The sequence below is a fragment of the Candidimonas sp. SYP-B2681 genome (genome assembly GCF_003971065.1).
Lineage (GTDB): Bacteria > Pseudomonadota > Gammaproteobacteria > Burkholderiales > Burkholderiaceae_B > Pollutimonas.
In genome coordinates this window covers 292,543-317,457 of record NZ_RYDV01000002.1, presented here as the reverse complement: position 1 = coordinate 317,457, position 24,915 = coordinate 292,543, and the positions used below count along the sequence as shown (strand labels likewise).

21 protein-coding genes are annotated in these 24,915 nt (G+C 53.9%); 12 read left to right on the top strand and 9 right to left on the bottom strand.

All coding sequences use genetic code 11. The features are described from left to right. The first annotated feature begins 198 nt into the window (after positions 1 to 198). The 3 genes from EKL30_RS06100 (at position 199) to rlmF (ending at position 2,328) form a co-directional block, all read left to right on the top strand. Entirely contained in the window at positions 199 to 846 is a 648-nt protein-coding gene (locus EKL30_RS06100; protein ID WP_126706302.1) for a phosphoribosyltransferase, read from the top strand. Between the two features lie 273 nt (positions 847 to 1,119). Next, entirely contained in the window at positions 1,120 to 1,329 is a 210-nt protein-coding gene (locus tag EKL30_RS06095; protein WP_073102334.1) for a cold-shock protein, read from the top strand. Positions 1,330 to 1,377: 48 nt separating this feature from the next. Beyond that, complete coding sequence (gene rlmF / locus EKL30_RS06090) at positions 1,378 to 2,328, top strand: 23S rRNA (adenine(1618)-N(6))-methyltransferase RlmF (RefSeq protein ID WP_126706301.1); 951 nt, start codon at positions 1,378 to 1,380, stop codon at positions 2,326 to 2,328. Positions 2,329 to 2,338: 10 nt separating this feature from the next. Here the strand turns inward: rlmF and EKL30_RS06085 are convergent, their stop codons facing one another. After that, entirely contained in the window at positions 2,339 to 3,625 is a 1,287-nt protein-coding gene (locus tag EKL30_RS06085) for an FAD-dependent oxidoreductase (RefSeq protein WP_126706300.1), read from the bottom strand. Between the two features lie 158 nt (positions 3,626 to 3,783). Here EKL30_RS06085 and panD point away from each other — a divergent pair, with 158 nt between their 5' ends. From panD to EKL30_RS06055, 6 genes are all read left to right on the top strand, one after another. Next, entirely contained in the window at positions 3,784 to 4,197 is a 414-nt protein-coding gene (gene panD, locus EKL30_RS06080) for an aspartate 1-decarboxylase (RefSeq protein ID WP_126706299.1), read from the top strand. Between the two features lie 19 nt (positions 4,198 to 4,216). Then, entirely contained in the window at positions 4,217 to 4,588 is a 372-nt protein-coding gene (locus EKL30_RS06075; protein ID WP_126706298.1) for a pyrimidine dimer DNA glycosylase/endonuclease V, read from the top strand. An 87-nt stretch (positions 4,589 to 4,675) separates the two neighbouring features. Beyond that, complete coding sequence (gene ada / locus EKL30_RS06070; RefSeq protein WP_126706297.1) at positions 4,676 to 5,758, top strand: bifunctional DNA-binding transcriptional regulator/O6-methylguanine-DNA methyltransferase Ada; 1,083 nt, start codon at positions 4,676 to 4,678, stop codon at positions 5,756 to 5,758. A gap of 179 nt (positions 5,759 to 5,937) precedes the next feature. Continuing rightward, positions 5,938 to 6,954: a succinylglutamate desuccinylase/aspartoacylase family protein gene (locus tag EKL30_RS06065; protein ID WP_126706296.1), complete on the top strand. Its 1,017-nt coding sequence runs from the start codon at positions 5,938 to 5,940 to the stop codon at positions 6,952 to 6,954. Between the two features lie 37 nt (positions 6,955 to 6,991). Next, a complete protein-coding gene (locus tag EKL30_RS06060; RefSeq protein WP_233582853.1) occupies positions 6,992 to 7,966 on the top strand; it encodes a tripartite tricarboxylate transporter substrate binding protein in 975 nt (324 codons plus the stop codon). 104 nt (positions 7,967 to 8,070) lie between these two features. Then, a complete protein-coding gene (locus tag EKL30_RS06055; RefSeq protein WP_126706295.1) occupies positions 8,071 to 8,565 on the top strand; it encodes a ferritin-like domain-containing protein in 495 nt (164 codons plus the stop codon). Between the two features lie 20 nt (positions 8,566 to 8,585). Here the strand turns inward: EKL30_RS06055 and EKL30_RS06050 are convergent, their stop codons facing one another. The 6 genes from EKL30_RS06050 to EKL30_RS06025 form a co-directional block, all read right to left on the bottom strand. Continuing rightward, positions 8,586 to 10,331, bottom strand: a complete 1,746-nt coding sequence (locus EKL30_RS06050) for an ABC transporter ATP-binding protein (RefSeq protein WP_126706294.1) — start codon at positions 10,329 to 10,331, stop codon at positions 8,586 to 8,588. Between the two features lie 40 nt (positions 10,332 to 10,371). Beyond that, entirely contained in the window at positions 10,372 to 11,043 is a 672-nt protein-coding gene (locus EKL30_RS18955; protein ID WP_199748497.1) for a hypothetical protein, read from the bottom strand. Positions 11,044 to 11,569: 526 nt separating this feature from the next. Next, positions 11,570 to 13,996, bottom strand: coding sequence for a UDP-galactopyranose mutase (gene glf, locus EKL30_RS19450; RefSeq protein ID WP_199748496.1), 2,427 nt, complete (start codon positions 13,994 to 13,996; stop codon positions 11,570 to 11,572). Between the two features lie 205 nt (positions 13,997 to 14,201). Further along, positions 14,202 to 15,107, bottom strand: coding sequence for a manganese catalase family protein (locus EKL30_RS06035; RefSeq protein WP_126706292.1), 906 nt, complete (start codon positions 15,105 to 15,107; stop codon positions 14,202 to 14,204). A gap of 134 nt (positions 15,108 to 15,241) precedes the next feature. Next, positions 15,242 to 16,258 carry an SDR family oxidoreductase gene (locus EKL30_RS06030; protein WP_126706291.1) on the bottom strand — a complete coding sequence of 339 codons (1,017 nt, stop codon included), beginning with the start codon at positions 16,256 to 16,258 and terminating at the stop codon, positions 15,242 to 15,244. A gap of 45 nt (positions 16,259 to 16,303) precedes the next feature. After that, positions 16,304 to 16,813 (bottom strand): ferritin-like domain-containing protein, encoded by a 510-nt coding sequence (locus tag EKL30_RS06025; protein ID WP_126706290.1) that lies wholly within the window; start codon positions 16,811 to 16,813, stop codon positions 16,304 to 16,306. 265 nt (positions 16,814 to 17,078) lie between these two features. On the opposite strand from EKL30_RS06025, the gene EKL30_RS06020 reads away from it, so the two are divergent. The 3 genes from EKL30_RS06020 (at position 17,079) to EKL30_RS06010 (ending at position 19,344) form a co-directional block, all read left to right on the top strand. Beyond that, positions 17,079 to 17,630 carry a diguanylate cyclase gene (locus tag EKL30_RS06020; RefSeq protein ID WP_126706289.1) on the top strand — a complete coding sequence of 184 codons (552 nt, stop codon included), beginning with the start codon at positions 17,079 to 17,081 and terminating at the stop codon, positions 17,628 to 17,630. A gap of 190 nt (positions 17,631 to 17,820) precedes the next feature. Then, positions 17,821 to 18,291 carry a DUF4142 domain-containing protein gene (locus tag EKL30_RS06015; RefSeq protein ID WP_233582851.1) on the top strand — a complete coding sequence of 157 codons (471 nt, stop codon included), beginning with the start codon at positions 17,821 to 17,823 and terminating at the stop codon, positions 18,289 to 18,291. Positions 18,292 to 18,354: 63 nt separating this feature from the next. Beyond that, a complete protein-coding gene (locus tag EKL30_RS06010) occupies positions 18,355 to 19,344 on the top strand; it encodes an SDR family oxidoreductase (protein ID WP_126706287.1) in 990 nt (329 codons plus the stop codon). Here the strand turns inward: EKL30_RS06010 and EKL30_RS06005 are convergent. Together EKL30_RS06005 and EKL30_RS06000 are read right to left on the bottom strand one after the other, a co-directional pair. Then, entirely contained in the window at positions 19,255 to 23,442 is a 4,188-nt protein-coding gene (locus EKL30_RS06005) for a CheR family methyltransferase (protein WP_126706286.1), read from the bottom strand. The two genes, EKL30_RS06010 and EKL30_RS06005, sit on opposite strands and share 90 nt — an antisense overlap. Positions 23,443 to 23,602: 160 nt before the next feature. Continuing rightward, complete coding sequence (locus tag EKL30_RS06000; RefSeq protein ID WP_126706285.1) at positions 23,603 to 24,742, bottom strand: PAS domain-containing hybrid sensor histidine kinase/response regulator; 1,140 nt, start codon at positions 24,740 to 24,742, stop codon at positions 23,603 to 23,605. Positions 24,743 to 24,915 lie beyond the last annotated feature (173 nt).

The window sequence follows — 24,915 nt, the reverse complement described above, 5'->3', positions numbered from 1 at the left end:
TAGGCCGCCAAACCAGGGAAAATATTTCAAACTCTAAACGGCCACACCATACAAATAAATCGTTCTATTCTTCAGGTGAAGTAGGTATACGGCGCTTACCCACTGTTGAGTTCCGGATACCGACTGTTGCTCAAAACTTGATGGGCGCGTGCGACGAGGTTGATAAAATTTGATCAAGCCGCAGATAAAGGTCTGTCTATGTATGGACTATTCAAAAACCGAAAGGACGCCGGGCGCCAACTGGGCGTCGTCCTCGCTGAACGGTTTCGTGGACAAGACGATTTGCTGATCTTGGGCCTTCCACGTGGCGGAGTGCCGGTGGCCTACGAAGTGGCGGAAGCGCTCCATGCACCGCTGGACGTGATGATTGTCCGTAAACTTGGCGTGCCGCAACAGAAAGAATACGCGATGGGGGCCATTGCGAGCGGTGGCGTTTCAGTCATCGATCAAGATGTTGTGCGAGCAATGGGCATCAATCAGCAGGCGCTCGACGCGGTTGTTACCGCTGAACAACAGGAATTAATCCGTCGTGAAGAAAATTACCGCCCCGGCCAGCCTCCTTATACGTTGCGCAATAAAACGGTCGTTCTAGTCGATGACGGTATTGCTACAGGGTGCACCATGCGCGCCGCCATCGCGGCTGCTAAAAATTATGGCGCCTCAAAAATAATCGTGGCGGCACCTGTGGCCGCACCCGAAACGGTCCAGACCATTCAGCTGGAGGCCAACGAAGTCGTGTGTTTGGCCACTCCGCAAGTTTTTCGAGCGGTCGGTTTGTGGTATCAGAGTTTCCCGCAAACCTCCGACGAAGAAGTGATGGAATTACTGGCGAAAAAGACCGCTTAATGGCCTAGGGAATACGCCAAGAGAGCCCACAAAAATAGCGTCTTCCCCAGGAGAACGAGCACCGCGTGTTGTAAACCCCACAACTTAGTAACGAAAAGTAGCTTTTCCGTCTGGACATTGTCTGCGTATAGGATTACATTCCTGCATAGGTTTTCAAGTTCGTTGAAGTTAGCACAAACCAGTACCAGAACAACTGTACTTTTTTGCTCAAATCTCCACGCCTTGACAGTCTTTTGCAGAGCATGTCGCTCGTCTTTTTAGGGATCGCAAGAAATGGCAACAGAAACTGGTATTGTTAAATGGTTTAACAACGAAAAGGGCTTCGGCTTTATTACTCCTGAAGCCGGTGGCAAAGATCTATTTGCTCACCACACCGACATCGTCGGCACAGGCTACAAATCGCTCGAAGAAAACCAACGTGTTTCTTATGAAGCAGCTGAAGGCCAAAAAGGCCCACAAGCTAAGAACATCCAAGTTATCTAAGCATAACTGGTTGGTAAAAAGCCCGCTCTCGAGCGGGCTTTTTTTATCATGACTCTTCATCAAAAAAATTCCGCCTCTGCCCTGCACCCGCGCAATCGCCATCAGGGCCGCTATGATTTTGGTCTGTTAATCGAAAACAGCCCAGCTTTAGCCGCCTTTGTCATCTTGACTCCGAATGAAGAGCCAAGCATCGACTTCGCTGATGCGGCCTCGGTGAAGGCGTTAAACCGCGCCTTATTGAAAACCTTCTATGGCGTCGAGCAATGGGACATTCCTCCTAATTATCTGTGTCCGCCTATACCGGGCCGGGCCGATTATGTCCATAATTTGGCAGATTTACTGGCTGAAAGCCGCGGTGGCGTAATTCCCCATGGCCTGGCCGTGCGCATCCTGGATATCGGTGTGGGCGCCAATATCATTTACCCCCTTATTGGTCACGCTGAATACGGTTGGCAGTTCGTGGGATCGGATATCGATTTGCAGGCCCTGAACGCCGCAAAGTCCATTATCGACGCTAATACTGGCCTGGCGAGCGCCATCGCATTACGCCACCAAAAATCACATGAGCACATCTTCGCAGGGCTGTTATATGCCGATGAGCGCTTCGACCTGACCATGTGCAACCCACCTTTCCACGCGTCTGCCGAAGAAGCCGCAAGCAGCTCTCAGCGAAAATGGCGCGGCCTGGGAAAATCGCGGCCGCGGCACAAAGCACCGGCACTCAATTTCGGTGGTCAGAGCAACGAGTTGTGGTGCAATGGCGGCGAAGCGAGGTTCGTGCGCCGTTTGATTGAAGAAAGCGTGCAAGTGCGAAAGCAAATTTTGTGGTTCAGTACCCTGGTGTCCAAAGAGTCTAACCTGCCCGACGTCCTTTATCATCTAAGAAAAGTACGGGCTGCGGACGTACGTACTATCGACATGGCGCAAGGACAAAAGAAAAGTCGCTTCGTCGCCTGGACATTTCACGGCCTCGCGGCGCGGCGTGCCTGGGGACAATAGCGCCATTGGTTCAATGGCGCGCGATATCTCTGATCGACAGTTTACCAGTACGGCCTCGCGGCTCGCCCGACATTACATGTTCGCGAAAAAAACCGACTCCAAACACACGCGCCGGTATCGAGCGGATCAACCGAAAACGCAGGATGAATTTGGCCGCCCTGGGAAACGCGATCGGTCGACCATCGTCGGAGCTTGCCAGTGCGGGCGCAATAATACGCCGCTGCAAAAACACTTGGATTCCCTGAATGATTTTGGTCGGTAGCAGGCGGCGTTTTTGCACTGCGGCTAAGATTGCCTCGTCAGGTACACCGGGTGCAGTAAGCGCGGGCCCGAGAATATTCGCGGCGGCAACGGCGTCTTGTATCGCCAAATTGATCCCTACGCCACCGATAGGGGACATGGCGTGAGCCGCATCGCCGATTAATAGCAGTCCCGGTCGATGCCAGCGCAACAGGCGATCGACACGCACTTCTAACAATTTGACGTCATCCCAAGTCGCCAGCGCGCCGACGCGGTCCGCCAGAAAAGCAATACGTTGAGCAATTTGGGCTTGAAAAGCAGCAATGGGTTGCTGGTACCACCGGTCTGCTGCCCCTTTAGGAATGACCCGAGCGCACTGCCAGTAATCGTTGCGGTTCAACAGTGCGAAGAAATTTCCCTTGCCGGGCACCGCGTACGTACCCTCGGGATCACTACCCAGGCGCGGTAAGCGAAACCACAAGACGTCCATGGGCGCGCCCAAATTCTGAGACTGCAGCCCTGCGGCTTCACGCAGACATGATCCCCGACCGTCGCAGCCGATAACCAGGTCGGCATAAATTTGAAGGGGGCCTTCTACTGCATTGGCTGTGACTCCCACGACTTGGGCGCCGCCATCCGTGCGTATAAGCCCGGTGGCTTCACACCGCATGAGCAAAGTGAAATTGGAATAAGCCTGCGCCTCTTGGGCCAGCAGGTTCAAGAGATCCCATTGAGGGACCAGCGCGAGATAAGGATAAGGTTTCAAGCCGCGAAAGTCACCCACTGCATATATGCCGTCGGCAAAAATTCCTTCGATCGTTTCGACGCGACGTTGCGGCAAGGAATCAAAGCGTTGTTTCAGGCCGAGCTCGGCAAGGATTTCTAACGTAGATGGATGGACGGTATCACCGCGAAAATCACGCAAAAAATCGCCATGTTTTTCCAGCAATACAACCTTGATTCCCGCCCGGGCCAATTGCACAGCCAGCATCATTCCGGCGGGACCACCCCCGACAATGCAACACCGGGCAGAAAGCGTTCGTGACGTATTATTCATTGCGAAGGTTGTCCACAGCGCAAAGACCAATCCATAACGTTTACCGAGTTATTTTAGCCAAGTCTCATAGCTTGGCCAAGCTATGTTGCCATGCTCTCCCATGGGCATCTGACCCAAAAAAAACTACAATGGCGGGCTGAACTGAAAAGAGAACCAACGTGAGAAAAGTTGTACGCGGCAAATTGCACGGCATACGGGTAACGGGCGCCGACCTGAACTACCATGGCTCTATTACCCTGGACCCTGACCATTGCGAGGCGGCGGGCATACTGCCCATGGAATTCGTGGATATCTGGAATAAGAATTCCGGCGCTCGCATCAGCACTTATGTCATATATGGCGAGCGCGGTTCGCGATGCTGCATTTTAAACGGCGCTGCGGCGCGCACCTGCCAGCGCGGCGATGAAGTAATCATCTGCAATTCGGTGTACGTCACCGAACGCGAAATCGAAGATATCAAACCGTCCATCCTGACGTTCAACCCCGATAATTCAATTGACGAGCGCCTGGGCTACAGCGTATCGCGCGATGCGCAAGACCGCCTAAGCTTCGAGATTATCAAGTTCGACTAAGTTCGCGGACATACCAGCCATGACCCGCATTAACTGCGTATCGGTTCAAGAGCTCAGCCAGCAACACCTGGTCGCTGAGTACCGGGAGCTGCCACGTGTATTCAATCTGGCAAGAAAAGCGCTGGAGCGAAACGACATCCAACGGTCCGAAAGCTATACGCTGGGTAAAGGGCATCTGCTTTTCTTCTATACCCGGCTGGGTTACCTGGCGCGCCGCCATGCAGAATTGGTTGAGGAAATGCTTAGGCGCGGCTATAAACCTACATTTACTTCGCCTCTCAGGGACGCCCATTCCGACATCCCTGACATTCTTTGGGGTGAATGGACCCCCACCGAAGAAGCAATCGAGCTGAACCGGCAAAGAATTCTGGACCGCAGCAAGTCCTTATAGCCGTCGAATTTGATCGCAAGGCGCGGAGTGTTGAGCAGGGCCACATTCGATACAGTGCAGTATCTGACGATCACTACGGATAGAGCCATGAAAAAGCGCACTGCCCTACTCAATGACAAGGCAAGCCACATTGAACAAGACCCAAGGTGGCAAGCCGTTTTAGCACGCGATCCCGCATCCGACGGCAAATTTGTCTATGCGGTAAGAACCACCGGAGTCTATTGCCAGCCCAGCAGTCCAACCCGACGCCCCAAGCCCGCTAACGTGGAATTCTTCGATACCGCTGAAGCGGCAAGGAACGCCGGCTACCGGCCCAGCGCACGGGCTGCAGCTGATCGAATGACCGTCACAGCGCAGCATGCGAGCATCGTTTCCCAGGCATGCAGGCATATTGAATCAGCAGAGGCCATCCCCACCCTCAATGAGCTGGCTGCACTCGTCGGGCTAAGCCCATTTCACTTTCACCGCGTATTTACTTCAACGACAGGGCTCAGCCCCAGAAGCTATGCGCTTGCACACCGTGCAAGTAAGGTGCGCGCGCAGCTTGGACGCAACGACACGATTACCGATGCCATCTACGACGCTGGCTTTAATTCCAGCAGTCGTTTCTACGAAACATCGACTGCCATTCTAGGCATGCGTCCGACACAATTTCGCGCCGGCGGAGTCAATATCGACATTCGCTTCGCCGTAGGCGAATGCTCACTGGGCGCTATCCTGGTGGCGCAAAGCCACCAGGGTATATGCGCTATTTTGATGAGTGACAATCCCGACCAGTTGGCGCGCGACCTGCAGGATCAGTTCCCAAAGGCCAACCTCATCGGCGGCGATAGTGATTTCGAGCAATGGGTCGCAAAGGTGGTTGGTCTCATCGAAGCGCCGGCCCTGGGTTTGAGCTTGCCATTGGACGTTCAAGGCACAGCATTCCAAAAACGTGTATGGCAAGCATTACTTGCCATACCGGTAGGAGAAACGGCGTCTTATTCCCAGATCGCCGCACGTATCGGTATGCCGAAGGCGGTGCGAGCCGTCGCCAGTGCTTGCGCCGCAAACCATCTGGCAGTCGCCATTCCCTGCCACCGCGTCGTGCGCAGCGACGGCGCCCTTTCCGGCTATCGCTGGGGCGTGGAACGCAAACGCGAACTTCTCGAACGCGAGCGGAATCATTAACGCTTGAATGAGCTCTGCACAAGAAGGACACGGCAACGGGCTCGTACCAACACAAGGCGCAGCAGAATAATACAGATCGGCACGCCGGGAAATCTGGAGGCGACAATATGGCAATTTTCAGTGTTATAAGCTTGCATACGTCTTGCATAATCATGTAACAAATTAAAGAAAAGAGCACTATGAATGCGCCTAGCCCTATCAAAAGTGAGGTCGATTTCGACGCCGAAGGCAAGCATGTAGGTTTCCTGCGCTTGCCTCACTCAGTTCACCGGTCCGCCTACGGATGGCTTCCCATACCTGTTGCGTCGATTCGCCGAGGCGAGGGCCCCACGGTGCTGGTTATGGCGGGAAATCATGGCGACGAATATGAAGGGCAAATCATCGTTTCACGCCTGATCAGGGAAATCGAAAGCAATATGATCACCGGGCAGCTGATATTGCTGCCGATGGCCAATTTTCCCGCCGCGGAGGCCGGTCTGCGCACATCCCCTCTGGATGAGGGTAATTTGAATCGTAGTTTTCCTGGAAACCCTGCGGGCACACCAACGGAAGTTATCGCGCACTTCATCGAGAACACCTTGATTGCTCGATGCCAATATGTTGTCGACCTGCATTCCGGCGGAAGTTCTTTGCTCTATGACGGCGCTAACATGCTGGCACTTACACCAAGAGACGCCAATGAAGCAGAACGCGTAAAGGCATTACTTGCATCCTTTGGTTTACCGAAAGCCTTTCTTCATGCACCAAATCCCGTCACGCTGTCGTCCGCGGCACGCCGTCAAAATGCAATTTCCGTCGTCACGGAACTAGGCGGAGCGGGCATGGTGACACCGGCAATTCTTCGGCAGGCCAACCAGGGCTTGCTCCACTTACTTGGCTACGTTGGCGTATTGCAAGGAGCTCTGGTTCCCGTGCAAGCGCCATCCACGACCCGCCTTATGCACATCGACGCATCACGTCACTTTGTATATGCCCGAGAAGCGGGTCTGTTCGAACCGTGCGTAGAATTGGGCGCCTGCGTCGAAGCAGGAGATCTGGCTGCTCTGATTCACTTTCCGGCCAATCCTGAACGCACGCCGGAAAAAGTATTCTTTCCTGGCGACGGCAACGTTATATGCAAGCGGGTGTGTGCTCAGGTCCGAGCCGGCGACTGCCTGTTTCAGCTGGGAAGCGACGCACCACCTTTTGAAACTTAAAACCGAAGTACAACAACTATCCACCGGAGAGACTCAATTGAAACACCTGAATATCGTGAAGCACACAGTAATCGCCCTTGCAGCCCTCACGAGTACAAGCAGCGCTTTTGCTCAGGCCTACCCCAGCAAGACGATTACGATGATCGTGCCCTATACCGCAGGCGGCAGCGCCGACGCCATCGGACGCAATCTGGCGCTAGCCCTTGCGAAGCGGCTGAATACTTCGGTAGTCGTCGAAAATAAGCCTGGTGCAGGCGCCAGCTTGGGATCAGACCTGGTAGCCAAGTCAGCCCCCGATGGCTACACGATACTGCTGGCGTCAACCAGCGCGTTAACGATCTATCCGCATATCGCCAAAGCCAAGTACCAGCCCCTTGAAGATTTCATCCCTCTGGCAAGTGTAGCGATAGCACCCGTAGCTCTGGCCGGCACCAAGTCATTGCAAGCTCAGGATTTCAAGGCGCTGATCGCCGCAGCAAACTCAAAACCCGATTCGATTCGATATGGCACGCCAGGCATGGGAACCGTTGCTCATCTGGGAATGGAGATCCTCAGTGGCAACACAAACGCGAAGTTGTTGCATGTGCCCTATAAGGGCAACAGCCAGGCCTTGACCGACGCCATAGGCGGATCGTTCGAGCTTTTGGTCACCAATGCAGACGTCGTCTTGCCGCATGCCAAGACGGGCGCCCTGCGTCCGCTGGCAGTTATGGCGCCAACGCGTCTGGAAGCCTGGCCTCAAGTTCCGACTCTCGCAGAGCTGGGTTATCCCGACGCACAGTATTACTCGGATTTTGGACTGTTTCTTCCTGCTCGCACTCCGGCTGCGACCGTTGATACGCTGCTGAAAGCCATCAACGAATCGACTAGCCAGCCTGAGTTTGCAGAGTTTCTGCGCAATACCGCCAATCAGGCCGGAGTCGGAGCAGGCGCGGCATATGCGGAAAAAATTAAGCAGCAGTACGAGCGCAATGCCGGCGTAATCAAAAAAGCCAACATCGTCGCAAACTAAATCCAGTGCGTGGCAGCACGGTCCTGCAAGGTTATCTGCACCCTCTCTCTTTGGCACGCGAGTTGCCGGTCATGGGCTCCATATCCCTTTTCCCGGAGAATCCCATGGCAGCCAAAACCTTGCAGGATCTATTCGTTCATATGCTGTCCGACATTTACAGTGCCGAAAAACAGCTTACCAAGTCCCTGCCCAAAATGGCCAAGGCAGCGACTAATCCCGAGTTGTCGCAAGCTTTCAAGACACACTGGGAAGAAACCAATAACCAAGTTGCACGTATTGACGAAGTGGTCGAGATTTGCAGCCTGAAACTGAAACGTATGAAATGCGCGGCAATGGAAGGACTCATCGAAGAAGGAGATGAAGTCGTTCAAGAGATCGAAAAAGGACCCGTTCTGGATGCGGCCCTCATTGCCGCGGCTCAGAAGGTGGAACACTACGAGATTGCCAGCTACGGGACGTTATGTGTTTTCGGCAAACACCTTGGCCTCGATGAAGCAGTGCGCTTACTGAAGGAAACCTTGGCGGAAGAGAAAGTGACCGATGAAAAGCTGACCATGCTGGCCGAGAGCGAAACGAATCCAGAAGCGGCACGTCAGTGACTGAGGTGACCTGCATGCAGCTAGTGCGCCGTCTGCAGGTCCCATAACGAGCTGAAAAGCCCTCCGCTTAAGCGCAGGTCGGATGGAGAGGCGTCTTCGACGATCCTGCCATCGTTGAGCATGATGATGCGATCGAACGTGCTTAACGTCGACAATCGATGCGCTACTGCTATCACCGTGCGGCCGCGGATCAGATTCTCGAGCGCTAGCTGGACGTCGCGCTCTGAGCGGCTGTCCAGCGCCGCTGTGGCCTCGTCCAGGATCAAAATAGGCGAATTTTTCAAAAATGCGCGCGCAATCCCGATTCGCTGACGTTGGCCTCCCGAAAGCGTTGCGCCCCGCTCGCCGACAATGGTTTCGTAACCAGCGCTAAGTCCGCGGATGAATTCGTCGCAATGTGCACTTTTTGCAGCGGCAATCACCTCTTCTTCAGTAGCGCTAGGACGACCATATCGAATGTTTTCCATTACAGAGCGGCGAAAGAGGCTTATATCCTGAGGGACGACGGCGATGCCAGCGCGCAAGGCGTCTTGAGTGAAGTCCTCGACCCGCTTTCCATCGATGAGAATGCAGCCGTGCTGAACATCGTCCAGCCGCTGGATAAGGCTGAGCAACGTTGATTTGCCGCTACCCGAAGGGCCGGCCAGACCTACGCGTTGCCCCGTCGAGATTTTTAAATTCAAATGTTCAAAGATCGGAGGGCCATCTCCATAACGGTACGAGACATTTTTAAATTCGATAGAACCACGGGTAGGACTTGCCGGTAGTGCGTGCGCATGATCCTGCATTCCATGCGCCTGGCATATAGCACCCAGCATCTCGGAAATGACACCAAACTCTTGTGCGGTACCAACCAGTGCCATCGCAAGATCTCGCGAGCCATGCAGAATACGGAAGGTAAGAGCACTGACAAGTACGACATCGCCAGCGGTGAGCTGCCCCAGCCGCCAGGCACTGATCGCCCACGTTAGCATCGCTCCGGCCATAATCCATAGACATATGTCGTGTATAACGCGCGCCTTTTCCAGATACATCCAGCTTTTGCGCTGCGCCAGCGCCTCTACCCCGAACGCATCAGCCAGTCGGCTCCGCTCACGATGCCGTGCCGAAAATGCCTTGATGGCCCAAACATTCGAGACAGTATCGACTAGCTCGCCTCCTACTCGAGCGGCCTGTTGTCCATACGCTTGATGCAAGGACCTGCCCCGCACACCGAACGCAGTAATTATGCCGGCTACCACGGCAACGAATGCCACCAATGCAAGCGCCATCCTGTAATCGATGACAAGCAGAACCAATATCGTGCCGACAAAGTCCACGCAAGGCGGCAGAATGTTCCATGTGCATGTGCTATAGATAGCGCCCGCCGCCCCGGCCGTTGCCGTCACCCGGCTACCCAGCGACCCCGACAAGTGGTTATTAAAGTATCTCATCGGATGACCGATGAGATAGTCGAAAAGATCCGCGCGAATGTCTACACCAGTATCGATTATGGTGTGACAACCCAGCCAACCTGTGATGCGCCATAGAATGCTTTCAACGGCGACCAGGAGAATGAAAAGGAACAGCGGCGACCACACATCTGCTGACATGCGGTCTGTCGCTACCATGGCATCCACGATAAGTTTCATGCCGTACTGCACGGCTACAGCGCATAAAGCGGCACTGGCAACCAGAAACACCAAAACGCCGAAATGCCGGGGACGCAACCGAACATACTTCCACAAAAATGCCAGGGGGCTGCGTGGTAAGGACCGTATGGTCATGGCTTGCTCCGAATTGACCCCAGTGGGTTCTATGCCCGCATCAGGCCTCGACGCTTATCGACGCAGAAGCTTCTGGCATGCTTTCCGCGGCGGAAGCAAAGCGTTTCTGCTGAAGGGATAATTCCAGTGCCAGATCCTCATGTACGGGGCGCTCGCCCTCGTGATCGACCATTCCAAGAAGACCAGAATGGCAGTGGCGGTTATTGGCCCAACCAGGATAATCGGTGATCGGATACAGGCATATGCCGCCGACCGGTATCCCTGAGTCTCGCGCCGCGTGGACTTCATCACATACATAGCGGAGCCAAGGCGCGCGACGTACGCCTTCAGCCCCGGTTTCTGCCACAAACAAAGGCTTACGGTAGCGAGAGTACGTCTCGGCCAATATTTCTCGAAATGGTCGATACCGGTCGTCGGAGCGCTGGAGCGTGTCTCCGTTAAGCACCCATTGGTTGTCAGAGTAAAAATTCAAGCCCATGATGTCTGTACATTGTGGCCCGCCGCCCAACTCGGGCATTTGCGTTCCGGCCAGCATATCCCACGCCTCGAACTGCGAAGCGCATACCCTTTCGGCTTGTTTGCGATACCTGGGTGCTTTTGGCACCACATGAATTACAGGATCAATGTTGACGATCTGGGCGGTCGCGTCGACTTGGCGGATTGCATCTACCGCTGCAATCGCTGCACGCACAAGCTGGCACTTCAGTTCCATACCGCGGCGCCTCGTGGCAGGATTAAATAACCCAACATCCCCACCTGCCCATGCCCAGAATGAGATCTCGTTAATCGGGCAGTAGTATGAAATCACGTCAGTCTCATCACGCAACAGACGCGCAAACGCCGCCGCGAAACACGCGAAACGATCCACGAATTCCGGCTTCCAAATATCAATATGGTCAGGCCACCCATAATGACATAGGTCCCAGATAGGCTGTATCTCGTTCTCCCGGGCGGCCCTAACCATCGGGAGGACGCTGGACCAGTCGTACGACCCCCGGAATCGTTCAACCATATGCCACCTGACTCCGTCTCGCACTGCATGAATGCCATGGCGCCGAAGCGCAAGATAGTCCTGCTGGACATGGGTGCAGTGTCGAGTGGTGTGCAGTAAATCGAGTCGCCGTCCGTCGCGACGGCGGTGCGTTGAACATTCGAAGCCACCGAGAAAATAGCTTTGAAACAACTGCGTCATCGTCGACGGATCCCCGCTAAAAAGTGACCAATAAGGTAGCAGTCATTCAGGCCCCCTGCGCTTGCACCGACGGACTGGCGAAAGACTGCGATACAACAGCATAGCGTTCCTGCTTTTCCGCCGCAGCGATACGATCGTATACAGCCAGTGCCTGAGCGACCACCTGATCCATATTGTAGTAGCGATACGTAGCGAGCCTGCCCACGAAGGTAACATCAGGTGTACGGTCTGCCAGTCGCTGATACCTTTGGAAAAGCTCCGCATTTTCCGGGCGAGGTACTGGGTAATAAGGATCGCCCTCTGCCTGGGGGAACTCATAGGTCAGGCTCGTTTTCTCGTGCTGCTGGCCCGTCAGATGTTTGTATTCTGTAATCCTGGTGTAGGGCGTATTCTCGTCAGGATAGTTGACCACTCCCACCGGCTGGAACTGGACCTGATCATGGGTTACATGCCTAAAACGCAAGGATCGATAAGGCAATTTGCCAAAACGATGATTGAAGAACTCGTCGATAGGACCACAATAGATCAGGCGATCATAATCCACCGCATCACGTATTTCGTCGAACGAAACGCCCGTTGCAACACTGATGTTCGGGTGATCAAGCATTTTTTGAAAAAGCTGCGTGTATCCCGCCAACGGCATGCACTGAATCGAGTCGGTGAAGTACCGATCGTCTGTGGAAGTACGTGTTGGCACCCGTGCCGCGACTGATTTATCAAGCTCGGAGGGATCAAGGCCCCATTGCTTGCGGGTATAGCCCCTGAAAAATTTTTCGTATAGTTCGCGGCCAACCACACTGACGACGACATCTTCCGATGTCTTTATTTCGGGGACACATTCAGCGCGCCCAGCGAGGAAGATTTCGGCGGTCTCTTTAGTGAATTTTTCACCATAAAGCATAGACAGCGTCGTTAGATTGATGGGCATGGGGACCAACATCGAATCAACCTGTGCAAGCACACGATGCTGATAGGGACGCCACTCGGTAAAACGCGACAAGTACTGGAACACCTTATCCGAATTCGTATGGAAGATGTGTGGCCCATACTTGTGAACCAAAATGCCTTCCTCGTTGTAGTAGTCGAAAGCGTTGCCTCCAATATGAGGGCGGCGGTCCACGACCAGTACTTTTTTCCCCAATCCAGAAGCAAGCCTTTCCGCTAGAACACTACCTGCAAAACCGGCGCCAACAATAAGATAGTCGTACTTGTGTCCCCTTCCACCTGTACGAGAATTGATCTCCACGGCGCCGCTCCTTGCCAGGCGCGCGGCTGCTGAGCCGGTGTGGTGTAAAGATTCCTGCGCAGCCCTTTTTTTCGCAGAAATGGATTCGCGAGTTGGCGAAAGTTTTTCCATCTCGGCAAGCATCTCGGCCCACGTGCGATCCCACGAAATATCGCCTAAAAGTTTGTCGGCATCCCGGCATAGCGACGGCCGATCAGTATAGTTTTCCATAGCAGCTTGTGCGGCCTCTGCGAACTCCGAGGCCGTGGCGGCGATGCTGACAAGGGGCGTATGTCCGTAGCTTCGCACCACATCCGCTATAGGGGTGGAAACTACTGCGCGTCCACCTGCCAGGTATTCCGGTGTTTTGGTGGGACTAATAAAACGCGTAGACGCGTTCATTGCAAAAGGCATTAAGGCAACATCCCAGCCGGCCAGATACGCAGGCAATTCAGCGTACGTTTTACTTCCCATATAGTGGATATTGGGCCTTCTGGGCAGGCTTTCAGGATCGATTTTTACCACCGGCCCTACAAGAACCAGATGCCAGTCAGGTCGCAACTTTGCCAGCTCGTCCACCAAGTCTATATCTAGCCGCTCATCCAGCACACCGAAGAATCCGAGCCGCGGACGGGGAATATCTGCTTGATCCGAAGGCTCTGGTAATGCACGGCGTGCGTTCGCAAAATGCGCCACGTCGACACTGCTGGGGAATGCATGCACATTGGGGTGCAGTTGACGTTTCGCCTCGTAAAGACTATAGCCACCCGTGAAGACAACGTCGGCACGTGCAATGAGCTCACGCTCGCGTTCAAGAAGCTCGGGAGGCGCACCTTTGAAGGCGGACAGCTCGTCCATGCAGTCGTATACGATAAAGCGAGGACGCAAGTGCCGCGAATACGACAGGCTCATGGGCGTGTAATACCACAACACCATTTCGTTGCCGGCACGATGACCCAGAAATTCATCCAACAGTTTGCGCTGTTCATCGTCAACCTGCGACGTTGAATGCTTGCTGATATGCGGCACCAGGATTTGAACTCCGTGCGAATCCGCTTGGACACTCAACCGGGAGACCGGCTCGTCGGTAAAGACGGGCTCTTCGATATACAAGACATCGAAAGCCGCCGCCATACGCGACATCAGATGCTGCGGACGCTGATATACGAAATTCCAGCGCAGGTGCGAAAAGCAAATTACGACAGGACTTCCGCCGCCCCGTGGCGAGCGAGATTCGGTAGCTAGCATGTTTTTTCCTTGGAGGACTGCTGCGTAAGAGAGTCAACGCATTAATGCTTGCTTCCCTTGTGCAATTGTTGTTTCCTTTGCCGCTTTGCAAGCTGGGGCCCGGGCTGATGATGTACAGCGAAACAGGCCATACCGATCGCTTGCAATCAATGCAGTTTCAAGGACTGACTGCCCCAACCCGCTTCAGTCGCCCTTGAATTGCGACCTATACTGACGACTGTGTATCGTCCAGTGCCATACCTCCTTCTTCACCTAGTTCAGCACCCGTAACTGGATTCACATCTGGATCCGACCTGGTTCTTAAAGCCATGGCGTTGACTACGGTGACCTCGTCTGTGTCAAGCTCGACTGTCGCATCACCTTCGCCGGAATCGGCCGAATCATTCTGCTCACCTTCAGATACGTACTCGAAATTGTCATCGCTATTCCACGACCCGCGCATGTCGCCGGCGCCCTGCGACATGTTGAAATAGACGGACGCATAACGGGGATCGGGCGGTAATTTTCCAGGAGGGAAATTCGGGCTGATCGCGTACAGCGCTTTTTCGAACGATCGCAGGTGAGACACTTCGCGGGTCATCAAAAAACCCAGGGCTTCTTTTACACCCGGGTCGTCAGTAACGTTGATCAAGCGTTCGTAGATGATCTTGGCGCGCGCCTCGGCGGCAATATTCGAGCGCAGGTCGGCAGTGGGCTCGCCGATCGAATCAATATATCCGGCATTCCAAAGCTGACCTCCAGAATTAACCAGAGCCGGGCCTCCTCCGTATAACACTTGCGTGACATGGGAATCGTTACCCGCTCCTGTAATTGAGCGATAAATCTCCCCTTCCTCCTCGGTTGCCTCGGCTAGCCTGCCCTTGGCCCCCTTATTCAACATCGCGACAATAGTTCCAATAATCTCGAGATGGCTCAACTCTTCAGTGGCGATATCAAGCAACATGTCCTTGCGACCCGGGTCGTCCTCGCCAAGCGCCTGAGTGAAATAACGGCAAGCTGCCGCGAGCTCGCCTTGCGGTCCACCGAACTGCTCAAGCATCAAATTTGCCAATCCCGGATTCGTTTCATTGACTCTTACCGTGTATTGCAATCGTTTGTTGTGTACGAACATAAATAGCTCCTGAAAACGCATGGAAGACGACTAGCGCCTTTTAAGGCGGGCCCACCTTAATACGGCCCGCTAGGGTGATGCGGCTTGCCTGGTCTCCTTATAAGCAAGCTGCGTGCCGCAACGGACGTGGCCGCTTAAAGCCTTCGTCGCGGTTTTGTCGCCCCCCTCATTGCCGCCAACGCAACGGTAAGACCCATTCCCGCCCACATCAGACCTCTCCATCGCGTATTCAAATCGGTGTAAAGGCTGGACTGGTGCACGTGCCCCTTGGTATAGCTGTCTTGTTGGGGCCCATCGCCTGGCCCCCATAAGGCGTCATTACGAGGACTCGCCGGTTGATCGCTGCGCTGAGCCTTGATAAGGCTGGGTCCCAGATATTTGTCGGCCACTCCAGGCATACGTTGGCCAAGGGCGGAAATTGCTTTTGAAGCTGCGCCTACATAGACATCTCGTATGGGGTGTTCTGCCGCGTACAAGATGGCGTCCGCCACGGCCTTTGGGCTATAAATGGGAGGCGGCAATTGTGGCTCCACATCCAGATAATTCTTGGCGTGCTGTACGAACGCGGTGTCGATGGAAGCGGGCTTGATCAACGTGACCGATACGGGCGCGCCTTCGGCTTCAAGCTCCATGCGCAACGCATCAGTGAAACCCTTCACCGCATGTTTAGACGCCGAGTACATGCCTTGTAGCGGGATCGCGCGATCTGATACTTCGCTGCCAATGTTGATTAGCGCGCCGCCAGTTTGACGCAGATGGTGCAAGCTTGCCAATGATCCATAAACCACGCCCCAGAAGTTGGTTTCGAATAGTTGGCGCTGATCTTCTATCGCGACGTCCTCGATTTTGCCAAAAATAGATACGCCCGCATTATTGACCCAGGTTTCTATTCCGCCGTACGCAGCCATTCCCGCATCCAAGATCTTCTGATGATCCTCTTGTTTGCCCACGTCTGCCGGCACGGCAATGGCTTCGGCGCCTTGAGCTTTCAATTCTTCAACCAGACTATCCAGCGCAGCATGGTTACGTCCGGCGAGCACCAGCCTCGCACCGCGCCTGGCTGCCTCCCGCGCTGTAGCCAAGCCGATTCCGCTGGTGGCTCCGGTAATCACAATGACTTGCTGCTTAAGTGGTTTGAGAGAGACTTTCACGTCGACACCTCTGGAATAGTTATTCGGAATACTGCAATGAATGGTTTATCGCCTGATCGAGGATTCGGAACCCATTTCGCGCGTCAAGAACTGCTGGGTCACGGTCGCCAATCTTTCTTGAAGCCACTTCGCCATGGCCTCTTCTTGCGGCAAAATCATTTCACATACCCGTTTGGTTTCGTGGTCGCCTACGAGCTCAGCCGCGGCAATCAACGTTCGGTACGCTGCAATTTCCATATGTTCAAAGGTGTAGCTCGCCATCGCCGCCTTGACCACTTCGTCCGACGCGAACACCCCGCTAAACGCCTGCGCCATAGCTGTCGTCTTGCCCATAACGTCCTTAACCGTTGATGTGTCCTCGCCCAGGCGCTCGAGGCACTGGCCGACGAGCCTGGCCTGTTCACAAGTTTCTTCATAGTGCTGGCGCAGCTTGGCCTGAAGCTCGGGGTAATCATCGAGCCGATCTGCCGTCGAAGAAAGCATAGTTTCGGCTTGCTTCTCCATAGCATGTGCGTCTCGCAGCCAGTCCATCAGTTCCGATTGTGCTTCGTTCATGTCATTACTCCCATTTGCTAAAATAGATAAGGCTTGCCATATTGCTGCACGCTGCGAGCAGCAACTGCCGCTATAGCGGGACGCCAATGGACATTTTCGGCAAGTACGAACATCCAGCAATTGACGTACCGGAATGGACAAGCGGTCACTCCGCAACCGCGTGAAAAGTATGGGGAAAGCCCGGTTCACATACCCAATGAATACAAGTATGCTGGTGCGAAAAGAGTGTGCTCGAACCTCTTGCTTATCGAGCAAAGGACACAACATGCTGAACGATCCGCTCGTACAGATCCTCATGTACTTTATTCTGCCGCTCTGGGTACTCGCCGGCTTCGCGGACTGGGCTTGTCACCGCGCGACGAAGATTGAAACCACATCGGGGCTTAAAGAATCCTTACTGCACCTTCTGCAGTTCGCCGAAATAGGAGTCGCCTTATTGGCTGCGCTGTTTCTAAGCATCAATGCTGGAATCATTGCATTCGTGATCGCTGTATTTCTGCTTCATGAAGCCACCGCGTGGTGGGATATCAACTACGCAAGCAGCGCCCGCAAAATCGTTCCGGTCGAGCAACTTGTTCATAGCTTTCTTGAGATCATTCCTTTAATCGGAATCATCTGTGTGTCGGCCCTGCATTGGGGCCAGTTTTTGGCTTTGTTCGGCGCTGGATCCGAACAGGCACGGTTTACGCTTTCCTTGAAGCCTGAACCTTTACCCGCTGCTTATGTGGCTTCCTTAATGTTTGCAGTAGTGGTGCTCTTGGTCATTCCCTTTATCGAGGAAACCTTGCGCTGCCTGCGCGCGCGCCGAACCATGTGATGCCGCTACGTCGATATGTGTGAAACCCAGGCGCAGGATTTGCTACAGCGTTGATTCTGGCAACTTTACTGCGTACACCTGGGGGATCACCATGAATTTACGTACAGCAATCTTTAGCGCCCTTGCCTGCGGAACATTGGCCATGCCATTCGCACTTAGCGCCCAGCAGTCGACGACACCGGGGGCGACCATGCAAGCCGCCGCTGCTCAAAAAGTCTCGGGAGACGATAAGGACTTCCTTGAAGATGCGGCCCAATCCGGGCATGCCGAAATCGAAGGCAGCAAGCTTGCATTAAGAAAAACCGCCAATCCCGATATAAAGGCCTTCGCAGAACAAATGATCGCCGACCACACCAAGGTCGGTGACGAGTTGACTGCACTTGCGAAGCAGAAAGGGTATACGCCGCCTACTGAACCTTCCTTGGTTCAGGCAACTAAAATCAAAGCGATCAGCGTGATGGATGGCGACAGTTTCGATAAGAGCTACGCGAATCAGATCGGCGTGTCAGTTCATGAAGACGCGGTCGAGTTATTCCAGGAAACTGCTAATGAAGCAAAAGACCCGGACATCAAGGCTTTTGCGGCTAAGCACTTACCCGCGTTGCAACAGCATCTTGAATTGGCACGCGCGTTGAAGCAAAAAGTGGATCCGGGCAGTTAAAAGGCCCTTCAACCTCAGACATCTTGTCTGACATTTTTTATGTCTTACTCGTGAGGAAATGCCATGCAACACGATCACGACAACACAGCAGAACGCACAGCGGAGAAACATCGAGAAATCCAGGACCAACAAGATCGACGCGATGAAGCCAAATCCGACCAGAAAAGTTCGGATAAAGGTGGGCCGCAAACCGGAGCCCGCGAGCAGCCGACTCCGCCAATGCCGGCACAGAAGCTGGAAAAGCCAGGGCTCGAGCGCGATCTTGAACTAAAGCCACAATTTCTCGCGCCAGACTATAAAGGCAGCGGCAAGCTCGAAGGTATGGCGGCCATTATTACGGGGGGCGATTCAGGCATTGGACGCGCCGTGTCGGTTCTGTTCGCACGCGAAGGGGCCGATGTCGCCATTGTCTACCTTAACGAACATGAAGACGCCAAAGAAACCTGCCATCACGTTGAATCGGAGGGCAGACGATGCATATTAATTTCCGGGGACGTAAAAGACTCGGAGTTCTGCCGCTCAGCGGTAGAGCAAGCTGTGAACGCTTTCGGCAAGCTCGACATACTGGTGAATAATGCCGCTTTTCAAGAGCACGCTGACTCGTTGCTAGACCTTACGGACGAGCGCTTCGACGAAACCATGCGTACAAATATTTACGGATATTTTTACATGGCGCGCGCAGCACTACCGCATATGAAGGAAGGTTCGGCAATCATCAACAGTGGATCGGTGACCGGGCTTCGTGGTCAACCGCAATTGCTCGACTACTCGACCACGAAAGGCGCGATTCATGCCTTCACGATGTCGCTTGCGGCGAATCTGGCCGAAAAGGGGATTCGAGTCAATGCAGTGGCCCCTGGCCCAGTATGGACGCCATTGAATCCAGCCGACCAAACCCCTGAGAAAATCGAATCCTTCGGTAGCAAGACGGCACTGAAACGCCCTGCCCAACCCGAAGAATTGTCACCTGCGTACGTCTTCCTGGCGTCGCCTGTGTGTTCTAGTTTTATCACCGGGTTGGTCCTTCCCGTGACCGGAAGCCCTGGAAGTTAGAACGATGATTTTGTTAAGCAGCTCTTGGGTAGGAACGGGCTTGCACAACTGATCAGTAAAGCCCACCGCTTTAGCTTTCTGGCTATATCGATAGCCAGAAAGCGCAATCGCAGGAATGTTGGAATTTCGAGTGCCCTTTCGCAGCCTCATTAATAACTCATAACCATCCATGGTCGGCATACCCAGGTCCGAGACCAGTATGTCGAAATCCTGTTCGTACAATTGGGCAAGCGCATCTTGTCCATTCAACGCCGTAATCACCTGGGCGCCTTCCATTTCGCACAGCATACGTAGCATGTCCAGAATTTCGGCCGAATCGTCGACCAACAGTAAACGGATACCGTTCAGCATGCCAGTACATTCGGGTTCGGGCTTCTCGCCGTCCCCGGCACCTTCGCGGGCAATCGGTAACCAAAGACTGAACGTCGACCCCTGTCCCTCACCTGCCGAGGCTACCGCCACCCGTCCACCATGAGCCTCGGCCAATTGTGCCACCAGGGCCAAGCCTATTCCCAAGCCTTGTTGCTGATGCTTGCGGTGCTTGTGATCGACCTGCCCAAACATAGTGAAAACGCGCGCCAGAGAATCTGCAGGAATACCGATCCCGGTGTCTTGCACGTCTAGCCGAGCCTCATCCCCCTCGCGAGTCAGAGAAACCGTCACTGTTCCTCCTGACGGCGTAAATTTAATGGCATTGTTCAGCAAATTCCAGATGATCTGCTCGACCCGGGTTACATCGCCATTAACTATCAATGCGTCGCCATCAGCTTGGAGCCCTTGTGCATTCAACGTAATCTGGGCTTCCTTAGCCTGTGCCGCGACGGCTTCGCAAATAGCCTTAACCGAGGGAGCCAGCGCCATCGGTGCGCGTTCAAGCTTGAGCTTGCCGGTTTGCACGCGAGAGAGGTCGAGCAAATCTGCGATGATCTGCGATTGATTTCGCACCGATCGCCGCACGGCATCAATGGCGTTGGCGGCGCTGGCCGATCCGATGACTCCCGGTGTGCGAGCCAACAGATCCATATTCAACTGGATCAAGTTCAAAGGATGCCGGAGTTCGTGCGACATAATGGCGATGAATTCGTCCTTTAACACATTGGATGCCTTGGTTCGTTCCAGAGCCGACTGTTGCTCATGTTCGGCCAGACGCTTGTCGGTCAGATCGCGGGCAATTTTTGCATACCCGCGAAAATCGCCGTCGAGCATCGGATAAACCATACCACTGCAGAAAAAACGCGACCCATCCTTACGGATATGCCATCGCTCGTCTAGCGCATGGCCGTGCTCCTTTGCAGTTTTCAGTTCCTGTGCAGGGACTCCTTCAGCGCGGTCCTCCGGGGTGAAAAGGACATCGAGCGGCTGCCCTTCGATTTCGGCCTGCGTATAACCGAATATCAGTTCGGCGGCCTTGTTCCAGCTAGTAATGCGGCCGCTTTCGTCCATAGCGATGATGGCAAAATCCTTGGTGCTTTCCGCCACCAAGCGCAACCTTTCCAGACCTTCACGCAAACGGTCTTCAGCCACCCTGCGTTTGGTGATATCCACAAAATTTAATATTGCACCATCGATGCGGTCAGCCGTGGTCCGGTAGGGCAGTATTCGAGCCAAATACCAATGGTTATCGTTACTGCGAACCTCACGTTCGATAAGCCCCAAGGTGTTGAAGACTTCGGTAGCATCAGAAATCATCATCGGATAATCGAGCCGATGCGTAATATCCGTCAACGCCCGGCCCTTGTCGTCTGGGATAAGGCTGAACAAAGCAGCAGTCTTGGGTGTGAACCATTTAACGCGCATCGCCCGGTCCACGAAGATTGTGGCGATATCGCTCGATGAAATCAGGTTTTGAAGGTCATCGTTGATTTTTACGGTTTCCTCGACCTTCGCTTTCAGTTCGACGTTGACTGTGGTGAGCTCTTCGTTGATAGACTCCAGCTCTTCCTTGCTCGTTTCCAGTTCCTCGGTGGCTGATCGAAGCTCTTCATTGACCGCTTGGAATTCCTCGTTAGAGGCCTTTAATGCTTCAGTGGAACTGTCTGAATAATCTATGGTCTGTTGTAGTTGTGCTCTAAGGCAACGGAGCTCGTCTTCGAGCTTTTCGGTTTTGCTGTGTCGCGCCGAGCCGACGTCACTTTGGTCCGATATGGCTGTCTCGTCGAACATTACAAGAAGCAAGGCTTCAATGGACTCCTTATCGTTGAAAGGAGCCACAAGAATCTTTACCTCGAAACTTTGTCCATCGCGGTCGAAGGGCACGCCACGAGTCTCGCTGGGCCGCCCAGTTTTCATCGCTTCGAGCGCGGCCGCCCGCAAATCAAGGCGAAGTTCGGGAAATACCAGAAAAAGCACGTTATTAGATGGCTCACCACCCACATGCCTCAAGAAGCGCCCCGCCGGCTCGGACATGTGGACAATCCGAAAACCGGTGTCGACCAGAATTGTAGGCGGCCCGTATTTTTCAAGGGCGCGCTGATGAATTATGGAATAAGAGGCGGCTTTCTGGCTGGTAAATGTCTCTTGTGTGGAACGACGAGAAATAACCGCGATCGGCGTCAATCGATCTGTCAACGCCGGACGAATTGAACGCGAGAGCTTCGTGGCGCGATATATGCGGTTCTTTTTGTCAACTGTCGCGAACAACCCCTCGGCCGCATCTGGAGTTTCGGAAGTGCCGAGAAACAAGTAACCGCCCGGATGCAAAACCGAGTGCAAAAGATTGAGCACGTGCTTTTGCGCTTCGCGATCAAGGTAAATCAAGAGATTGCGGCAAGAAACCAGATGCAGCCGCGAGAAGGGTGGGTCCCTAAGAAGGTTATGCACAGCGAACAATACCTGATCACGAATGCGCTTAACGATCTGGAAACGCGATCCCTCCGTTTTGAAATAATGGCGCAGAAATACGGGTGGCACGTCCGTGACAATCGACTCGGGGTAGCGAGCCCGCCGCGCCACTGAAATGGCGATCTCGTCGACATCGGTCGCAAATATTTGGACTTTGGCAGGCGAAGCCTGAAGTTCAGCCTCAGCAGTTAGCACCATCGCGATCGAGTATGCCTCTTCGCCAGTGGAACACGCCGGAACCCACACTCGTATGTCTGGTGAGTCATTCTCGCGGGCTTGCTTGTAGATATCGGGAATTACATTTCGCTCGAGCGCTTCAAAGGCTTCACGGTCACGAAAAAAGTTTGTAACCCCTATTAACATGTCCCCAAGCAGCGCGGAAGTTTCGTCGACATCTTCTTTAAGAAGGCTCAAGTATTCGGACATATCGGCGACGCCGGTCACTTGCAAGCGCCGTTCGATCCGACGCAGTACAGTTGCCCGCTTATAGTGCTTGAAGTTGTGACCGGTTCGCACATATAACAGACGCAATACTTCTGCAAGGCTCGCAACCGCACTGTGCGCATCATCTTCCAAGGTAGGCTGCTCGCCAGACGCATAGCCTTCACTGTCCTTGGGGAGCTTGATACGCGATGCATTACGCCACAGGTCTAGTAACTTCTGGGGCATCTCGACCACGGGGAGCACAAAATCCACTACATTGCTCTCGATGGCGCTACGGGGCATGCCGTCGAATTCAGCGTCTTCGGGGAGTTGCGCCAGATTCACGCCGCCTTGTTCTTTTATACGCGCCATACCTAATGAACCGTCCGCTCCACTGCCGGACAGTACGATGGCAATCGCCCGCCCTTCGTGAGCGTCAGCCAAGGTCCGGAAGAAAATGTCGATTACGACCTGCTTTATATGCGAAGGCCCAACCGAAACTACCTCTAACTGGCCGTCGGCCATTTTCAAATTCACGGCAGGCGAAATTACATAGATATGATTTTTTTCAATGTTTACCGTCGAGTTGACCTGGACGGTTGGCAACTTAGTGGCTCGTTGAATAATTTGATCGACATGGCTTTCGTGTTTCGGAGACAAATGTACGACGACCACGAACGCCATTCCTGGATCGGCCGGCAAATGTTCAAAGAATCGGACAAGTGCTTGAATACCCCCGGCCGATGCGCCTATGCCGACTATCGGAAAATCAAGACTGGCGTGGGAGGCAGGATCAGAGCTTCCTGCAGGAGTCAACGTATTCTCGGAGCTCATGATATTGAACGACTACGGCTTTTGACCGGCTGCAATCGCTTATGAGTGGACCAATGCTTATTGTTGCACGGCTTGGCCGCCATTTGTAAATAAGCATGGCAGCGCTCGCGCGGGCAGCGCAGATTGGGCAAATCGCGATAGTAAAACAAGCCCAGCAAGGTCACAGATAGGCCGTGCTCGACATCGTTGGAGACAGAGGAAGATGAAGGAATATCGTCGTACCGTGCGACAATTCACTTTCTATCGTTACAAAGCCGCCGGATTGCCGCGCAAAACCGTATACCTGGCTTAAACCGAGGCCTTTCGCCGTGCCGCCCCGTTTGGTAGTAAACAGGGGCTCAAAAACTCGGGCTGCGATGTCTGGGCCTATGCCTACGCCCGAATCCGACACTGACACAACCAGGTAGTCGCCCGGCGCAATTCCAAGAGTTTGAGCGAAATCTTTGGTTATCCGTCGATGCAGCGTGGATATTGTCAGGACGCCACCGGTCACCATTGCTTCCCTGGCATTGATCGCCAAACTCAGGATCGCCGCCTTTAACTCCTGCGCGTCTGCCTTGCAGCTTTCGCCTATCGCGCCCGGAATCAGCCGGACTTCAATCGCTTCACCGACCGCATCGCGCAGTGGACGCTCCAGAGACAAAAGCAAATGGCCGATATTAACGGTTTCATTAGAATCCTCGCGCGGCGCGGCAAAAACCGATAGCTTATGATTCAATTGCGCGCCGCGGTCGACTCCGTCGCGAGCAGCAGTGAAGAAGCGCAAGGCTTTCGGACTGTGTTCGGCCTGCTCGTTTAGCATCTCGAGATTGGCATTGATGACCATCAGCAAATTGTTGTAGTCATGGGACAAGCGCCTGCAAAGTCGCCTGATGGCCTCCATTTTCTCGGTGTCTCGACGTCTGTCCTCAGACAGGCGCCACTCGGTAACGTCAATGACCTCGCCCGCCATTCGAACCGGCTTGCCGTCGGCATACGACGTATATCCTTTGACGTGCACCCAACGCAGTGCACCGTCGCCCACACGTCGTATGCGCTTTTCGAATTCGATGCTTCCGGTGGAACGTGCTTGCTCCAGTTCGTCACGCACTGAGGAGCGGTCTTCAGAGACAAACCGATTCAGCGCTGCATTTAATCGCCAGGAAAAGTACGAGCGTGTCTGCCCGAAGATTTCGTCGACTTCGGGGGAACAACGAATAGTGTCGCTCAGCAGGTCAATTTCCCACTGCCCAGTGATGAAAATCCGTGTTGGGAACGGATCACTACTGTGGACTAAAGTGTTATGAGCGGAATGTCGCATTTCACAGTAAGGTCTACAAGTGTTCGATTGAACCAGTTAGCAAATTTCGCTCCTGAAGCAAGATGGCGACGCCCATATAAACACTTATTGACGCTCGACGACCTGCGGGTTACACATTGAAAAGGTTCCTCCGGCAACAGACCGAATAGACCATATAAGAAACGTATTGCGCG

What these genes read in the sequence shown, in the direction of transcription:
- EKL30_RS06075 (WP_126706298.1), top strand. Translation starts at nt 4,217, where the DNA reads ATGACCCGCATTAACTGCGTATCGGTTCAAGAGCTCAGCCAGCAACAC.
- EKL30_RS18955 (WP_199748497.1), bottom strand. Translation starts at nt 11,043, where the DNA reads ATGGAACTGAAGTGCCAGCTTGTGCGTGCAGCGATTGCAGCGGTAGAT.
- EKL30_RS06050 (WP_126706294.1), bottom strand. Translation starts at nt 10,331, where the DNA reads ATGACCATACGGTCCTTACCACGCAGCCCCCTGGCATTTTTGTGGAAG.
- EKL30_RS06100 (WP_126706302.1), top strand. Translation starts at nt 199, where the DNA reads ATGTATGGACTATTCAAAAACCGAAAGGACGCCGGGCGCCAACTGGGC.
- EKL30_RS06010 (WP_126706287.1), top strand. Translation starts at nt 18,355, where the DNA reads ATGCAACACGATCACGACAACACAGCAGAACGCACAGCGGAGAAACAT.
- EKL30_RS06015 (WP_233582851.1), top strand. Translation starts at nt 17,821, where the DNA reads ATGCAAGCCGCCGCTGCTCAAAAAGTCTCGGGAGACGATAAGGACTTC.
- EKL30_RS06085 (WP_126706300.1), bottom strand. Translation starts at nt 3,625, where the DNA reads ATGAATAATACGTCACGAACGCTTTCTGCCCGGTGTTGCATTGTCGGG.
- EKL30_RS06025 (WP_126706290.1), bottom strand. Translation starts at nt 16,813, where the DNA reads ATGAACGAAGCACAATCGGAACTGATGGACTGGCTGCGAGACGCACAT.
- EKL30_RS06065 (WP_126706296.1), top strand. Translation starts at nt 5,938, where the DNA reads ATGAATGCGCCTAGCCCTATCAAAAGTGAGGTCGATTTCGACGCCGAA.
- EKL30_RS06000 (WP_126706285.1), bottom strand. Translation starts at nt 24,742, where the DNA reads ATGCGACATTCCGCTCATAACACTTTAGTCCACAGTAGTGATCCGTTC.
- EKL30_RS06055 (WP_126706295.1), top strand. Translation starts at nt 8,071, where the DNA reads ATGGCAGCCAAAACCTTGCAGGATCTATTCGTTCATATGCTGTCCGAC.
- ada (WP_126706297.1), top strand. Translation starts at nt 4,676, where the DNA reads ATGAAAAAGCGCACTGCCCTACTCAATGACAAGGCAAGCCACATTGAA.
- EKL30_RS06095 (WP_073102334.1), top strand. Translation starts at nt 1,120, where the DNA reads ATGGCAACAGAAACTGGTATTGTTAAATGGTTTAACAACGAAAAGGGC.
- EKL30_RS06020 (WP_126706289.1), top strand. Translation starts at nt 17,079, where the DNA reads ATGCTGAACGATCCGCTCGTACAGATCCTCATGTACTTTATTCTGCCG.
- EKL30_RS06035 (WP_126706292.1), bottom strand. Translation starts at nt 15,107, where the DNA reads ATGTTCGTACACAACAAACGATTGCAATACACGGTAAGAGTCAATGAA.
- rlmF (WP_126706301.1), top strand. Translation starts at nt 1,378, where the DNA reads ATGACTCTTCATCAAAAAAATTCCGCCTCTGCCCTGCACCCGCGCAAT.
- glf (WP_199748496.1), bottom strand. Translation starts at nt 13,996, where the DNA reads ATGCTAGCTACCGAATCTCGCTCGCCACGGGGCGGCGGAAGTCCTGTC.
- EKL30_RS06005 (WP_126706286.1), bottom strand. Translation starts at nt 23,442, where the DNA reads ATGAGCTCCGAGAATACGTTGACTCCTGCAGGAAGCTCTGATCCTGCC.